The sequence below is a fragment of the Halodesulfovibrio marinisediminis DSM 17456 genome (assembly GCF_900129975.1).
GTDB classification, from domain to species: Bacteria; Desulfobacterota; Desulfovibrionia; order Desulfovibrionales; family Desulfovibrionaceae; genus Halodesulfovibrio; species Halodesulfovibrio marinisediminis.
The window spans coordinates 175,481-191,313 of the sequence record NZ_FSRG01000007.1 but is presented as its reverse complement, the minus strand read 5'-3'; the positions used below and the strand labels follow the sequence as shown (position 1 = coordinate 191,313).

The 15,833-nt window shown below is 43.5% G+C and carries 15 protein-coding genes; 5 read left to right on the top strand and 10 right to left on the bottom strand.

From position 1 onward, the window contains the following. Window positions 1–576 precede the first annotated feature (576 nt). The 3 genes from BUR09_RS14980 to BUR09_RS14970 all read left to right on the top strand — a co-directional run bounded on the left by BUR09_RS14980 (window position 577) and on the right by BUR09_RS14970 (window position 3,379). A complete protein-coding gene (locus BUR09_RS14980) occupies window positions 577–978 on the top strand; it encodes a very short patch repair endonuclease (RefSeq protein ID WP_074217757.1) in 402 nt (133 codons plus the stop codon). Between the two features lie 411 nt (window positions 979–1,389). Continuing rightward, window positions 1,390–2,493 (top strand): DNA cytosine methyltransferase, encoded by a 1,104-nt coding sequence (locus BUR09_RS14975; protein WP_074217756.1) that lies wholly within the window; start codon window positions 1,390–1,392, stop codon window positions 2,491–2,493. Between the two features lie 67 nt (window positions 2,494–2,560). Then, a complete protein-coding gene (locus BUR09_RS14970; protein ID WP_074217755.1) occupies window positions 2,561–3,379 on the top strand; it encodes a Cfr10I/Bse634I family restriction endonuclease in 819 nt (272 codons plus the stop codon). Window positions 3,380–3,652: 273 nt separating this feature from the next. Here BUR09_RS14970 and BUR09_RS14965 read toward each other — a convergent pair whose 3' ends face one another. The 5 genes from BUR09_RS14965 to BUR09_RS14945 all read right to left on the bottom strand — a co-directional run bounded on the left by BUR09_RS14965 (window position 3,653) and on the right by BUR09_RS14945 (window position 7,294). Continuing rightward, entirely contained in the window at window positions 3,653–4,696 is a 1,044-nt protein-coding gene (locus tag BUR09_RS14965; RefSeq protein ID WP_074217754.1) for a tyrosine-type recombinase/integrase, read from the bottom strand. Continuing rightward, the gene (locus BUR09_RS14960; protein WP_074217753.1) at window positions 4,696–4,935 is read right to left on the bottom strand and encodes a hypothetical protein; all 240 of its coding nucleotides are present in this window, start codon (window positions 4,933–4,935) and stop codon (window positions 4,696–4,698) included. Before BUR09_RS14960 ends, BUR09_RS14965 begins: the two co-directional genes overlap by 1 nt. Window positions 4,936–5,099: 164 nt before the next feature. Then, on the bottom strand, window positions 5,100–5,480 hold the full coding sequence (locus tag BUR09_RS14955; protein ID WP_074217752.1) for a hypothetical protein: 381 nt from the start codon (window positions 5,478–5,480) through the stop codon (window positions 5,100–5,102). 313 nt (window positions 5,481–5,793) lie between these two features. Next, window positions 5,794–6,171: a hypothetical protein gene (locus BUR09_RS14950; RefSeq protein ID WP_074217751.1), complete on the bottom strand. Its 378-nt coding sequence runs from the start codon at window positions 6,169–6,171 to the stop codon at window positions 5,794–5,796. Window positions 6,172–6,397: 226 nt separating this feature from the next. Further along, window positions 6,398–7,294: a GGDEF domain-containing protein gene (locus BUR09_RS14945; RefSeq protein ID WP_074217750.1), complete on the bottom strand. Its 897-nt coding sequence runs from the start codon at window positions 7,292–7,294 to the stop codon at window positions 6,398–6,400. 166 nt (window positions 7,295–7,460) lie between these two features. Between BUR09_RS14945 and BUR09_RS14940 the strand changes: the two genes are divergently transcribed. Next, window positions 7,461–8,108 (top strand): peroxiredoxin, encoded by a 648-nt coding sequence (locus tag BUR09_RS14940; RefSeq protein ID WP_074217749.1) that lies wholly within the window; start codon window positions 7,461–7,463, stop codon window positions 8,106–8,108. A 267-nt stretch (window positions 8,109–8,375) separates the two neighbouring features. After that, window positions 8,376–9,488, top strand: a complete 1,113-nt coding sequence (locus BUR09_RS14935) for an NAD(P)/FAD-dependent oxidoreductase (RefSeq protein WP_074217748.1) — start codon at window positions 8,376–8,378, stop codon at window positions 9,486–9,488. Between the two features lie 46 nt (window positions 9,489–9,534). Here BUR09_RS14935 and BUR09_RS14930 read toward each other — a convergent pair whose 3' ends face one another. The 5 genes from BUR09_RS14930 to BUR09_RS14910 all read right to left on the bottom strand — a co-directional run bounded on the left by BUR09_RS14930 (window position 9,535) and on the right by BUR09_RS14910 (window position 15,803). Then, a complete protein-coding gene (locus BUR09_RS14930; protein ID WP_084539515.1) occupies window positions 9,535–9,747 on the bottom strand; it encodes a hypothetical protein in 213 nt (70 codons plus the stop codon). Between the two features lie 212 nt (window positions 9,748–9,959). Further along, window positions 9,960–10,214, bottom strand: coding sequence for a DUF2188 domain-containing protein (locus tag BUR09_RS14925; protein ID WP_074217747.1), 255 nt, complete (start codon window positions 10,212–10,214; stop codon window positions 9,960–9,962). Between the two features lie 127 nt (window positions 10,215–10,341). Beyond that, entirely contained in the window at window positions 10,342–12,228 is a 1,887-nt protein-coding gene (locus BUR09_RS14920) for a peptidylprolyl isomerase (RefSeq protein WP_074217746.1), read from the bottom strand. Between the two features lie 41 nt (window positions 12,229–12,269). After that, entirely contained in the window at window positions 12,270–14,201 is a 1,932-nt protein-coding gene (locus BUR09_RS14915) for an aconitate hydratase (protein WP_074217745.1), read from the bottom strand. Window positions 14,202–14,369: 168 nt separating this feature from the next. Continuing rightward, complete coding sequence (locus BUR09_RS14910) at window positions 14,370–15,803, bottom strand: sigma-54 dependent transcriptional regulator (RefSeq protein WP_074217744.1); 1,434 nt, start codon at window positions 15,801–15,803, stop codon at window positions 14,370–14,372. Between the last annotated feature and the right edge of the window lie 30 nt (window positions 15,804–15,833).

Genomic DNA, 15,833 nt, shown 5'->3' with positions numbered 1-15,833 from the left:
ACTAAATTTAACCTAATAAAAACAATATCCCATTCAACCTAAACACATCACAATTACCACCGATTACAACACTGGTAAAAGTGGTAATACTGGTAAAGAAGTACTATCCCTAACAAGTAAGTACTTCTTTTCCCAAAATACCTTTACTGTACCGTAGTCTATTCCTTCGACTCCATGTCTTCTCATAAAAAATGAACTTGATAGTTTTCTCAAAGAACTTTCCCAAAGCCAGTGAGAAAATTTCGACAACAAAAAAGCCACGTGAAAACTAATTCATGCGGCTTTTCTTCATTTCAAAAAGAGCAAATCGGCACTCGGAAAGTTCAATACAGAACTCAGTAAGGTTTCTTGTGGCTCAGAATCAACACTCAGGTCTTAACAGACTAAGAGTTAAGGATTTTATTAACAAGGCATTGAGAATATCGAGAACTAATATCGGTCTCTGAGGTGATAACTCCGAAAAGTGACTTTTCATCAACTTCGACAACATGATAACGTAATCGTGTTATATTCCCACTAGCTTACAGCAAATGAGGACACCCTCATTCCTGAACCATAACTAACAAAGGTTATCTCATGGATATTGTTTCAAAAGAAAAACGCAGTGAAATGATGAGTAAAATAAGGGGAAAAAATACAAAGCCAGAGCTTGTTGTTAGGTCGTTGCTACATTCCATGGGATATCGATTTAGACTTCACAGGAAAGACCTTCCGGGAACCCCAGACATAGTCTTACCCAAATACAAGACAGTAATTTTCGTAAATGGATGCTTCTGGCATGGGCATAAAGGATGCCCAATTTACAAGCCCCCGAAGTCTAATGTGCAATATTGGGAAGAAAAAATTGCTAAAAACAAAGAAAGAGACCGAATTAACACCTTGCTGCTACAAAAGTTAGGCTGGAAAGTCCTTGAGATTTGGGAATGTGAACTAACTGACTTATACACACTCTTATCGAAGCTTAGACACCAGCTTTAGCAACTGGTTAATGATAATAAGAAACACAACGAACACGTAATAACTATCACGTTGGGTATCCTCTTTGGGGAAACCATATAGCTTTATCTTTCACCTCTACGAGAGCAAGCCCAGTCCGAAAGATAAAATCTCCGTTAACTCTCACACTTTCTGACGTAACAACAACCATGCAACTTACCGAAAAACAAAGATCTTTTTCACAAAAAAAATCCGGTACTTTTTTTAAACAATATATTAACAAGTCACTACTAATCAAAAAGCTGGAAAGACGCCCCCTTTTATCACCAATTGAGATTTTCTTGCTGGTAAGATAAGCAGGTTCAACTTGAGATGTGAACCTTCCATTCAAGTACCCTAGAAACTAGCCTCGAACTTTTCTAAGATTTTACTACTCCTCTAAAGAGCATCTTAATGAATATATATTCCTTCTTTTCTGGTCTCGGTTTTTTAGACTTGGGCTTTGAGTACAATGGCTTTGAGATCAAAATGGTAAATGAAGTACATTCTCCATTCCTCAACGCTTATGCCTACGCTAGGAACCAACTGAACCATATTGTTGACCCAGCTACAATGTTTAATTGTAGTATTGACGAGTTCTTGCACGAAAAAAGAGAATTCCTTAGCGACTCCCTTGAACAAGACAGAGCTGAAGGCACGATTAGTGGATTTATTGGTGGTCCTCCATGTCCAGACTTCTCTGTTGGTGGAAAAAACAAAGGGCACAAAGGGGAAAATGGTATCCTCAGTGCTACTTATACTTCTTTAATCCTAACCCATCTTCCAGACTTCTTTGTTTTTGAAAATGTTAAAGGGCTAATTCGAACGAAGAAACATCGTGAATTTTATGATAGCTTGAAAAATAAGCTTTCCCAACACTACAATCTGACTGATCGGCTACTAAATTCTATAGAATTTTCTGCTCCCCAAGACAGAGAACGCGTTATCTTAATTGGTTTAAAAAAGAACACATTTACAACGATCCACAGTTCTGAAGAACTTGATAGCCTTTTTCCGTGGGATGCAAATAAAACTTTCCCTAACAGAGAAGCTTTTGCTTTTAATTGGCCAACAACATCTCCATTTGTTGAAGACTCTGTCGTAGAACCTCTCGAAGAACTTCCAGTAGAATTAACGGTTCAGTATTGGTTTGAGCAAAATAATGTTGCAAGTCATCCTAATGGAAAAAATCACTTCACCCCTAGAGGTGGCTTACAACGCTTCCAAACTGTCCTTGAAGGAGATGACAGTAAGAAATCATATAAAAGATTGCATAGATGGCGTTATTCTCCTACTGCCTGTTATGGAAATAATGAAGTACATCTACACCCATATAAGGCACGAAGAATTTCCGCTGCTGAGGCACTAGCGATCCAATCACTACCGACTCAATTCTCCCTCCCGCCTGAAATGAGTTTAACGAACATGTTCAAAGGAATTGGCAACGGTGTTCCTTTTATCATGGCTAATGCATTAGCAAATACCTTGCGAACTTTTCTTATGGCACACAATGGTTAGTGGGCATTGACCCATAGTTCTCATACTGTTAAGGCTCCAGTAATATTACTTTACTGGAGCCTTACTTATGCCACTAACCACTCGACTTCCCTCAGGTCACCTTCAAGTCAATAAACTTGAATCATTTTGCTCCTTAATTGAAGCGACCTCTCCCCCATCATCAAAATACTTTTCTGAACTTTTCCGTGAGTTCGATCACGAAATCAGGAGAAGACATCCCGAAATAAAGCAAGGGGCATTAAATAATGTTCATGGAGATTGGTATGAATACCTCATTGCAGTTTTTTTCAACAACTATTCGGTGAAACACAATCGCAATTGGGTTGCCATCCCACTTCCAAATGTTAGAGTATATGACCTAGCTCAAGTCTACACTCCAAGACTCTTCAACTACATTGAAGACTTGCGATTCAAACTTGCCCGTGAACAGGTAAGCCTCATATCCTCAAATCCAGACTTCATCATTGTTCATAAAGATAAGCTTGATTCAAGACTTACTATAAAGTCACTTTGTTGTACCGATATTGAGCATCTTTCTTGTCTCTATCGTGAGCTGAGTGGTAAATGTGAGCTGAATGATATAAAAGGATACTTCGGAGTTAAATCTACAGTTCGTCCAGACCGACGCCTACAGCTTGCACATGAAGGTAGCTTATTAAAAGCAATGTATGCTCATTTACAAACTCGTGACTGGATTATTAATCCGCAGGGTATTTCATATTATGCAGCCTCAACGAATCTAACTCTTGCTGACAAGGTTGGACTACAAACCGTTGCGACACACTCCATTGTAACAGTCCATGACAAACCAAAATCAGCAGTAGATGATGCTTTTAGGGTCGACAGCATCGCAGACTGCTATGAAATGGCTTCACGAGTATTATAATTTCAATGGGTAGAGTTACTCTACCCATGTTTTCTAACCATTCAAAACGATGCTACATCCACGAAGTTACACATAGGTCCTCTCTTCCAAATCCTGAAAATACTCCTGTTATCTATTTGGGTATAATTATATTTTCATCTCCCCTACCAGCCATGGTAAACACTTCACCCCATTGCACGATACAATAATTATTTCTGACTCCTAACAATAGGTCATAAAAAAGGGCAGCAATAAAAGCTATTGCTGCCCTCTAGGTGTTCGTTTTTCATTGTATTAGAGTTTTGGAAGTTTCGGTTTTGCCTCGATGGCTTTCCGCCGTTCACCTTCGAGTTCATGGTAGTACACTTCAGTTAACATTTTAAGCGAGCGATGACCCAAGAGACCTGCTACAGCACGTAGGTCAGCTTTTCCCTTAAGAGTTTCTGAAGCATACAAATGTCTTACATGATATAAACATACGTTAGACTTAATACCAGCAGCTTGCACAGCTTGGGCGAACGACTTACCAACCTTACGTTTAATTGGCTTACCTCGATACTCAATCAGGTAATCAGTCTTAGCTTCTTGCTTTTTCTGTTTCAGAATATCCATATAGTCATCATCAAGTGGAATCACCCTGTCAGCACCTTCTGTTTTTGTACCCCTGACACGAATATTTTTACTCTCCCAGTTAACATCAGACCATTGCAGTTTAAACAATTCTGTGGGACCGGGGCGCACCCCAGTTGCCCACAGAGTTTGTAATGCGAACTTCAGATGTGGCTGAGCGTGCTCCACAATCCTCGCAAAGTCATTAAATGTTATCGTCAACTTCCTGCGAGATGATTTATACTTGTTCTGACCCAACCATTTCTTCATCGGGTTTACCGGAATGTAATCCATGATCTCAGCATAGTTAAAAATAGCATTCAACATGCCGAGATAGTTTCCAGCAGTACACTCAGCAAGATGAGCATACTTATTCCGGAGCGGATTAAAGTCCGTCCAAATGATTTGATTCATTTCTTTGTTTTTAAATAACACTCGCCAATCTTTGTTAATCAACCTCCTAACATTGCTGACATACGCTTCACTCATCTTCTTAATTTGCAACTCCTCGACGTATTCCTTTGCGACCTCCATAAAGTACTTATCATATGTTATCGGTGCGTTGAACTCACCTTTCTTCTTTGCCAACGTGATCTCTGCGTCACGGATTTCAGCTTTCCGTTTCCCCTCAGGACCTTTCCCACATGCTTCTTTCACTGGAGCCTTCCCAACCGCATTCGGAATACGGTATTGAACATACCAGTTTTCACCTTGTCGAACGATACCCACTATACAAACTCCGGAATATTTCTACGACGTGGTTTCTGGGTCATACAGAATGTGTGTGGGTTCTCCATGAACCTATCCAAGTCTTCGACAGAGTACTTTGAGTTGTCAGGTCCCTTACGCGGGATACTGTATTTGCCCTCGTACTTTCGGAAAGTTTCAACTCCGTATCCGCAATATGCAGCGGCATTTTTTTGGTTTACATATTTACGTGGAATGAGACTTAGTTGCGGTTTCGCCATAGCTTACCTCCGGTTGATGGTTGTTCATTATTAATATGATTGTACGGTACAGTACATGGTCACTGAAAACATTTTAACACGCTGCCATCTGTAACAGCGTGTGTGGAAGTCACCACACACTCTGCACAGACGATCATTTTAACTAGCTGAGGCAGCTAACGAAACTACTTCGTTTCAAAGAAACAGCAGTAGCGGTCTTTATGCTTGTAGAAATGTTTGAAATAAACCTTCTCAGCTTGCACCGGAAAAGCCCTTGAACGGAAGCTGAGTGACCCATGACCACGTTTCTCACCCAGTACAATTGTACGCCCAGAGTCACACCCTTTGAAGGTCAGCATGTTCAGCTTCTCACTGTAACCAACATCGACGCCTTTCTTCCCTTCCAGAATCTCGTCGATAAAATCTGCTGAGAAACGAAAAGTTAAACTCTTATCCTCACCCTTTTTACAATAAGTGAGGTCTGCTTCAGGTGCATGTTTATGAGCGATAACAACGTCATCAAAATTGATCTCTACAGGTGCGTTTTCAAGGACTGTTACTTTCATTTTTTTCTCCAAGGTGGTCATTTTTCGTTGACCACAGTTTTAATAAAGTTATGATCAAAAGTTATTAACTCACTGCAAGCTAACTCCCTCGATCGAAAGTACGTGCACTATATCGCAACCGACTCAGGATGTTATCTTGGAAAATGAAATTTATTCCCTCTCTAAGATTATCCACAGTTTCTTTTCATTTAAGCAAGTTAAGCTGTGGATAAGTGAAAAAACTTACTGTTTACTTACTCAATCGCAGAATGTTTCATCAAAAAAATCTGGATATCGGAGAAAAACTTTCCGAGTTGGTAGGAGTCCCGAATGTTCACTTTCGGGTTAAGGGGTGAGAATTATACACAGGATTATACAAATCAGCGCAGAAACGGCTCGTGTGTATAATTTTATCGAGAAATATTAAATAATTTAAAACACTTATACATTTAATATAAATAGTCGATTTATAATGCTCTCTTGCCCACAGATCGAGCATGCCATCCGGTTTCTGCTGCACTTCCTGACATCGGGCAAAGTGCCAGTCATGGTCCATGTCCTTACGCCCAATAATCCGTGTCAGCAGAAAGAATAGATCACGACGCCCTAGCTCAGCCATCAAACGAATAGCTGACCTCTCAGACTCCTTACGGGCAATGCGAAATAGTTCTGCATAGTGGGCGGCTGCTTCATGCCGATTCGTAAACTCCATTTTCTCTCCTTCTAATTATGGTCGAAGGGGAACAATACATATGGAATTTCGTACAACATAACGAGGCAAAGATATGAAGGATACGTAACAATGGTCTCAAGGCACCGTACCGTATCTGGGGGGGAGGAAAAAAAGACGCCGCACCCGAATACGGATGCGGCGCTGCTCAACATATGCAATAGATCTCGGCTATTACTTTGTATAAATTTTTATTTGTAAAAAAGAGTTACACAACGTCTTCGGTAAGGAACTTGTCACGTCCATCCAGCTTTGCAAGATACAAAAGACTATCGGCTCGCTCTACAAGCTGTGCTCCTTTCTCATTCTCTGCCATTTCGGCAATACCACCACTCACGGTAATTGGACGCACCGTGCATGACAACTCCGCACTGCGTAACTGCGCTCCAAAAGCCTCCATCCGCATCAATGCTTCTTTAGCACTGCAGGACGGCAGCAGAACTAAAAACTCTCCACCACCAGTACGTGCCATAACGTCACCTTCACGCATGTGCTGGCCAAGTAATGCCGCTAGATACCGCAATACTTCATCCCCGCAGCGCCTGCCCTGCGCTTCATTAAGACGGGTGAAATGATCAATATCAAACACACAAACACTCAACGAGTTTTGCTGTTCAACGACATCAGAGATTGTTCTTTCCAATAATACCGGTGCGTAACGCGAGTTATACAACCCCGTGATAGAATCCACAACATCTAACTGATCAAGCATATAAGAACGCGAGCTCAGAATATCAGACACCTGCTTGCTCTGCGTTACATCTTCAAGCGAAAGAAGTACATACTTTATCTGTCCGGCGTCTCGAATGGGATTCGCTGTCATTTTAACCCATTGCAGAGCATCCTGTTTAGACGCTCTCTGTCTGAGAAGAGTTTGTGACACGGAGCGATTTGATTGAAGTGCCTGCATCACCGGATGCTCATATTGAGAAATTGTTTTTTCCCCAACCCCGGTAGCGAATCCCTCCAGCACATCATGTTTTCCATGATTCCACATAGTTTGTGCTGCAGGATTTGAGTACAAGACCTCACATTCGGGTGAAAAAATCATAACACCATTCGAGAGCTGATCAGCGAAAAACAAAACATCTTTAGACAGACTCATAAATCAAACCCCGTTCATAGAATTTATGTCATTATGGTACCCTGTTACACGCAATTTCAACAAAATAATATTAAAAATGAACTAACTACCTTTTTTGCACAAAATTGACATCTAAACCATGCAACAATCGCAAAAGCAATATGTTCTTTCATTATAGGAGATTGTAATGACAACCTTATTCCCATTACTAGGCGATCCGCTTCCGCAGATTGAAGTAAAAACAACACATGGAACAATGACGCTTCCTGATGATATGAAAGGAAACTGGTTTATTCTTTTCAGCCATCCTGCTGACTTTACCCCCGTATGTACTACAGAATTTGTTGGTTTTCAAAAACGCATTAAAGACTTTGATGCACTTAATTGCAAACTTATCGGCATATCCATGGATCAGGTTTTTGCGCATATCAAGTGGGTAGAATGGATTAAGGAACAAACCGGTGTCCAAATCTCCTTCCCTATTATTGCTGACTCTGGTGAAGTGGCCGAAAAACTCGGCATGGTCCACCCAGGCAAAGGCACAAACACTGTCCGTGCGGTTTTCTTTATTGATCCTGACGGGCTTGTTCGTACAGTCTTCTACTACCCACAGGAAGTCGGGCGCAATATTGATGAAGTTATCCGTACCGTAAAAGCATTACAAACTTCAGACAGAAACAAAGTTGCCATACCGGCAAACTGGCCCAAAAACGAACTTATCGGCGACCGTGTTATTATTCCACCTGCACAGACTATTGATGATGCAAAAATCCGGCTGGACACCCACGAAGGATATGACTGGTGGTTCTGCCATAAAGAGCTCAAAGAAGAATAGGTTAAAAAGCCCCCGCACGGGGGCTTCACTTTTTACGTCATCCCCAACAAGGCCTTAAAGTAGATCATTGAATATTTTTAGTTATAACTGCTATGGTTGACTAAACCTTAAGGAGAGTTGTTATACATTAGAAACAATTTCTCATATCATGTTAGATTAGTAACGACTGAGAATGTAAATTTCATCTGAAAAGAAAGTCCATCTCAACAGTCTAACTGCTGTTATGGCCCCCCTCTGTACGCTTCATAGATATAAAAAGGAGCACCCATGGCAAAACTCGCACTCGTAGGGGCAGGACATGCCCACATGACACTTATGACCACCATCAACGATTTCATAGAACAAGGTCACTCTGTTGACGTTATCGGTCCGGGAGAACGTCATTACTACTCAGGCATGGGGCCTGGCATGTTGGGTGGAACTTACTCCTCAAAAGAGATCAGCTTCCCTGTGAAGCATATGTGCGAGGAGCAGGGAGCAACTTTTCATGTGGACAGCTGTGTCGGGGTTGATCCTGAACAACAAATAATCAAACTGAAATCCGGCAAAGAAATTTCTTATGACGTGGCTTCATTCAACACAGGAAGCTCCATAGTTGATGATCTGGTTCAACCTGACTCCAAATATGTTTACACGGTAAAGCCTATTGAAAAATTACAGGAAGGAAGAAACCAGATTATCGAACTTGCCGATAAAAAATCATTACATATCGGCGTTGTTGGTGCAGGACCTGCTGGAGTAGAAGTCGCCGGAAATGCGCTAGCTGCAGCACAGGAAGCTGGAGCAAATGCAACAGTCCGTCTCTACCACGGAAAAAATTTTATGAAGAGTGCCCCTGAAAAAGTACGTCGCTTAACACGAAGCATTATTGAAAAACATGGGGTGCAGCTTATCGGAGGCCAGTATGTTTCAACGGTTTCTACTGGCACCGTAACTCTCACAGATGGTACAGTATACAACGACGATATTATCTTTGTTGCAATGGGAGTTCGTCCACGCCCACTCTTCGAACCTTCCGGCATTCCATCCGGTCCTGATGGAGGAATGCTTGTTAATAAGTACCTGCAAAGCCCCAAATTCGACAACCTGTTCGGCGGGGGTGACTGCATATGGTTTGAACCTCAACCGCTAGACAAAGTTGGAGTATATGCAGTTCGACAAAATCAGGTCCTCACTGATAATGTGATGGCACGGTTGAGCAATGAACCACTAAAAGAATTCCTGCCGGGTGGTGATTATCTACTCATTTATAACACTGGGAAGAATACAGGAGTATTGCACAAGTTTGGTATATGCTTCAATGGTCGTCTGGCATTTCTCATTAAAGACTATATCGACTCAAAATTCATAGCCAAATTTAAACCAGACTATGACAAATAAAAAAATCTCCCCTAACCTACTTCAGGTAAGGGGAGATTTTTAGCTACTACGGCAAGTGATAATGTTCCGGCATACAATGATGACAACCGTTTGCATCCGGATATATTTTTTTTGCTGATTCCATTGCCTGCTTCGAGGTTTCAAACTTCCCTACACAACACAATTGATCATCCGGAGGACACCAGTCACATCCTTCCACGTGAACCTCATGATCCCCGCTAGCCATCATTTTGGTATGAATGTGATACTTAACAGCCATGTGTCCCTCCTTATAGACAGTACTGCTTGTCTCAACGCCAAAAACAGTAACTATAGAATTGTACTGGCAAAATAGAAAAGCTTTCTTCCTAGCAACATGCTCCTGTGGGAGTTTTATACTACCCCTTATTGATGCTTTTGCCTTTATAACATCGCATCCCACTCAGGCTAGTTGCACATCTTTCTGACACAGGTCACAGCCACCACTCACGACTACCGTCTTTTTAGGCTGCTCCGACCTCTGCCTTCAAAAAGAACTGAGCAGTTAGTGTGTGTCCATTCCTGTTGAAATGTTCCATCTTCCTTTTCAATAATAATCTGCGCCGGTGAAAATTCACCAGCAAGTATACGAGCAACGCGAACCCCTTCCTGCTTTGTTTCACATACGCGATACTCTTTTTCCGCCCCCTCTCTTTTGACCTTCCACTTTCCGCCACTAGGACGGACAAAAAAAGTTACTCGCTTCATTAGTACTCCTTCTCGCTATAGTTGATTCAACCATAACACACGAGTACACTATTGTTCCAGTTTGGAATTAAACCACAAAAAAGCCCCTCCAAAGAGGGGCTTTAACAGTTCATATAGCAAGTAAGAACTACAGCTTATCAAGAATTTCTTGGTTCTTGATAATGATCTCTGCTTTGTCAGCAAGAGATTTTACAAAGCTCTGTTCCATCTGCTGTTTTTTGCGCTGGAGAAGTGCTTTATGAACTTCATCTTTTGCTTCCAGCCAAACTTTTTCAGAAGGCTGATCAACTTTGTCCAAGCGAACAAACACAGCACCGGATGGGGTTTTGTAAGGGCCCATCCATTTTTTGCCATCTGCTTCAAACACTGCTTTTGCAACTTCCTGAACAGCGCCGATACCAGGGATAAAGCCCTGACGGTCAACAAGCGGAGTAGTTTCTACTTTTGGCTGACCATCAAGCTTATCAGCAAGTACGTTAGCAGAAGCAGCTTTTGCAGCTTCAAATGCAAGCTCTACAGATTTATCTGCAACGAGCTGTTCTTTGATGGAGGCAGCTACCTGCTCAAGCGGCATGCTTGATTCTGGCTTGGAAGTTTCAACTCGAGCCACAATGTAGCCATTTTTAGCTTCCAGCGGAGTATCGACAGTTGTACCTGCAGGAACAGCGAACAACTCTTCTGCTGCTTCTTTGGTAACGCCTACAGCAACAGGAGCCTGCTCAAGTGAGAACTCAGGAGAAGTCACGAGGGTAAGGTTCTGCTCTTTAGCGATGTCTTCAAGAGACTTACCGGAAAGCATCTGCTCCATTGCAGCATCAAGAGTTGCGGTTACTTTATCTGCACCCTTATCTTCTGCAAGCTTGGTCATGATCTGGCCTTTTACTTCTTCAAATGCAGGAGTACGGGCTTCTTCAAGCTTGTTAAGCTTAATGATGTGCAGACCAAAGCGAGTACGAACAGGTTCAGAGATTTCACCATCTTTCATTGAGAAGACTGCGTCTTCAAACGGTTTAACCATCTGTCCGCGGGTGAAGGTACCAAGAGCACCACCAGTAGGAGCGGATGGACCTTCAGAGTATTCTTTTGCCAGCTCGCCGAAGTCCTTACCACTGCGTGCAAGCTTAAGCACTTTTTCGATCTTCTTAGTTGCAGCAGCTACTGCTTCTTCAGATGCATTTTCGTCGAGCTTCACAAGAATATGACTGGCGTCTGCCTGCTCATCTTTACGAAATGCTTCTTTGTTATCAGCGTAGTATGCTTCAGCTTCTGCTTCATCAACAGTTACGGTGCTTGCAAGACCTTCAGGAGTAATCGCAAGGTATTTGATTGTTACCTGAGCAGGTACAGCATAACGGTCGATGTTTGTATCGTAAAACGCCTTGATCTCATCGTCCGTAACAGTTGCTTTGTTAAAGAAGTCAACTGCGGAGTACATAAGGTAATCCATGGAACGTTTTTCACTGGCGTATACAAACGCTTCGCGTGCTTCTTCGTCAGAAACGCTTGCAGAGATTGCAGCGTTCTCACGAACTTTTTTGGTTAACAGATCTTCTTTGAACTGACGTTCAAAGCTACCGGCAGACATTCCCTGTGCAGCAAGCATCTGCTTGTACACTTCAGGATCGAACTCGCCCTGAGCATTCTGGAACAAAGGAATAGATGCGATCTCTGTTTTCAATTCAACAGGAGTAACAGTCATGCCAAGACGTTCTGCTTCCTGAAGCAGGAGTGTGCGGGCAATAAGTCCCTGCAATACCTGCTGACCCATTCTCAGCTGTTTAAACTGAGACTCGTCAATTCCAGGAAAACGCGCTTTGATGGCACTCATCTGAAGTTCATATGCTCGCTTGAACTCAGGCATCATAATCGCAGTATCGTTTACAGTGGCCATCACAGCAGAGTTTGAAGGGCCGTTCATGGAGCCCACACCCCAGAACACAAAAACTACTACAATGAGAGCAAAGGCAAGTTTAACACCCCAGGATTGGGAATTTTGCCGAATGGAATCCAACATACATTACATCCTTTTCTATGAGGATATGGTAAAGCCTGCGCCTAGGCTTCACACTTTTTTGAGAACCGGACGTAATTAAGCAGACCCCCTGCTCTGATTATATCCAGTTCTTTTTGCGTCAAATCGTTCGTTACTGCCACACGCTTTCCAGAAGACAGAACAAGCTCAACAGGCTCACCGGCAGCAATCGTAACAGCCGGTAATGTGACATTCTGTTCCTGCGCAAACTCTGCGTATGCTTCTTTATCTACCAACATAAGTGGCAAGATGCCGAAGTTAACAAGGTTAGCACGATGAATGCGTGCAAAAGATTTTGCTACGACAGCACGGACACCTAAATGGCGCGGCGCAAGTGCTGCATGTTCTCTGGAAGAACCCTGACCATAGTTTTCACCGGCAACAATAATACCATTTTTGGTATCTTTTGCTCGGCTTGCAAATGATGCATCCATTCGCTCAAATACATGCTCACTGATCGCCGGTACATTAGAACGTAATGCCGTGATAACAGCGCCAGCAGGCATGATATGGTCAGTGGTAATATTATCCCCCGCAACGATGAGAACATTGGCTTCAATGTCTGCATCAACGGATGCGAATTGTTCAAGTGGCACAATATTCGGCCCGCGCACAACTTCAACGTTCGAACCGTCTTCCGGTGGGAAAATAAACTGATCCCGAATAGACGGAATAGTTTTTGGCAGTTCTGGAATCTGTGGTGCATCCCCCCATGTTGCCGGGTCCGTGAATTCACCATGTAATGCAGCCATAGCCGCAGTCAATGGGCTCACAAGATACACCTGAGCATCCTTGGTACCGGAGCGTCCTTCAAAGTTTCTGTTAAAGGTTCGAACAGACACACCTTCTGAAACAGGAGAACCGCCCATTCCGATACAAGGACCGCAAGAACACTCTAAGAGACGAGCACCGGAATCAATAATATTCTCGAGCAAGCCTTCACTAGTCAGCATTTTCAGCACCTGCTTGGAGCCGGGACTGATCAGCGTATCGGTTTCAAACTTCACATGCTTGCCTGCAAACAGATTTGCCACTGAAGCAAGGTCTGCATAGGAAGAGTTTGTACAAGAACCGATAGCAACCTGATTCACTTTAGTTCCAGCAAGGCTGGCAACAGTAACAACCTGATCCGGCATATGCGGCTTGGCAGCAAGTGGTTCAAGGTCGTTGAGTGTAATGCGAATTTCTTCGTCGTACTCTGCGCCTTCATCCGCAACGAGTTTCGTCCAGTCCTGCGGACGTCCCATGCGAATTAAAAATTCTCGAGTGTTTTCGTCACTCGGGAAAATAGAAGTAGTAGCGCCGAGCTCTGCTCCCATGTTGGTGATAACAGCACGCTCTGGTACGGAAAGGGAAGCTACACCAGGACCTGCGTATTCAAACACTTTGCCTACGCCGCCTTTAACAGTGAGCTTACCTAACAGGTGCAAAATAACATCTTTTGCAGATGCCCAACCGGTGAGTTCGCCTTCAAGATAAACACGAACAACTTCAGGCATGGTGATGGAATACGGTTCACCTGCCATTGCCAAAGCAACGGACAGACCACCAGCTCCCATAGCAAGAGAGCCTAAGCCGCCTGCGGTTGGGGTGTGGCTATCGGAACCAACCAGAGTTGCACCCGGTTTGCCAAAATTTTCAAGATGAAGCTGGTGACAGATACCTGTACCAGCAGGTGAAAACACAATGCCGTACTTTTCTGCAACCGTTCTAAGGTAACGATGATCGTCGGGGTTTCTGAATCCCATCTGGAGTGTATTGTGATCAACGTAGCTTACAGACAAATCTGTCTTTACACGGTCTACACCCAAAGCTTCAAACTGCAGACATGCCATTGTTCCTGTGGCATCCTGAGTAAGTGTCTGGTCAATACGCAGCTCAATTTCGCTGCCGGCACTCATGGTTCCGGAGACCAGATGTCCGGAAATAATCTTTTGCGTTACGTTCTGTGGCATCCCTTGTTCCTCTTTGGCTACGGGTAGTGATCTACCCACTGTTCAAACAATATTGTTGGTCACATTCGATATGCTGCATCATGCCGCGATACCGGCATGCATGCACACCAATCTGCGAAGAACAACGAATCCATCCCCTGTCAGTACAGTTACGTCTGCGCGTTGCGCCTAAGGAATATCCATTCCTTGACTACGGTACTCATTAAGCTTGTTTCGCAAGGTTCGAACAGATATCCCGAGCAGGTCTGCTGCCTGCGTTCGGTTGCCCGATGTCTGCTCCAAGCCTTTCAAAATAAGTATGCGTTCCATTTCGTGAATAGGAATCACACTACCGCTGAAGTTACTGCAATCACCACTTCCGGAATCAGAATCAGTGCCGGTTGCAGCACATTCTTCTACACCGTCTTCTTCAAAGAGCGGCCAGTTATCCGGATCAAGCAGGAAGTGGCATGGCTCAATAACATTGCCACCAGCAAGTAATACAGCTCGTTCCATAAGGTTTTGTAGTTCACGAACGTTGCCCGGCCAGTCGTATGTTTTCAGCCACGAAACAGCTTCGGCAGACAATTTTGCAGCCGGCAGCGAGTATTCCTTTGTATACATGTCAATGAAGAACCGTGCGAGTTCTATAACATCATCGCCACGTTCTGCAAGTGACGGAAGTTTCAATGGAATAACATTCAGGCGGAAGTATAAATCCTGGCGGAACTGCCCTTCCTTAACCCAGTCTTCAAGCTGACGGTTTGTTGTTGCCAGTACACGGACGTTAACCTTAATCGTCTCAGTACCGCCGACACGGTCAAGCTCACCTTCCTGAAGTACACGCAAGAGTTTTGCCTGCAATGCAAGATCCATTTCTGAAATCTCATCAAGCAGGATAGTGCCTGTGTGTGCTAATTCAAACTTACCGAGCTTTCGTGAAATTGCACCGGTGAACGAACCCTTTTCATGCCCGAAAAGTTCGCTTTCTAGCAAGTGTTCCGGTAACGCAGCACAGTTGACTGCAATAAATGGATTATCTCCACGGTCAGAGTGGGCATGCAGATACCGTGAAAACATTTCTTTACCGGTACCGGATTCACCGGAGATTAAAACGGTTGCTTTTGATGGTGCTACCTGTCGCGCCAAAGCCATTACCCGCTGCATAGCACGGTTGGAACCGATAATGGTCGGTCCTTTTTCCGTCGCAGGAATAGCGGGTTTATTTCCACCAAGAGTAGTGGTGGGCGGGACAGCCTTAGGCTTTTTCCCCTTTTCAGGAATAGCCGCACATATTTTTTCAAAAAGTAGCGGCTCAAGCCAGTAATCGTGGGCACCCATTTGAAGAAATTTTTCAGCTTCGCTTGCGCTTCCTTTATCAGAAAACACAACAATAGACGGAAAATCTGCATCCGCCTCAGCAGCAGCAAGCAGTTCTTCCACCGAATAACCGGACAATGAAGGTCGAGAGAAAATTATATCAGGACGGGACTTCGCAATAAATGCAAGTGCGCCTTTATAGTTCTCCGCGAGCCCTACTTCAAAACCTGCGTCTTTAAGCTGGGGAAAAATACGAGTAATCGAAGTAGCCGGGGCAAGAAAAAGTATACGTCTTGATGACATGCAGTCCTCTATGGTGACATCAAAAAAACA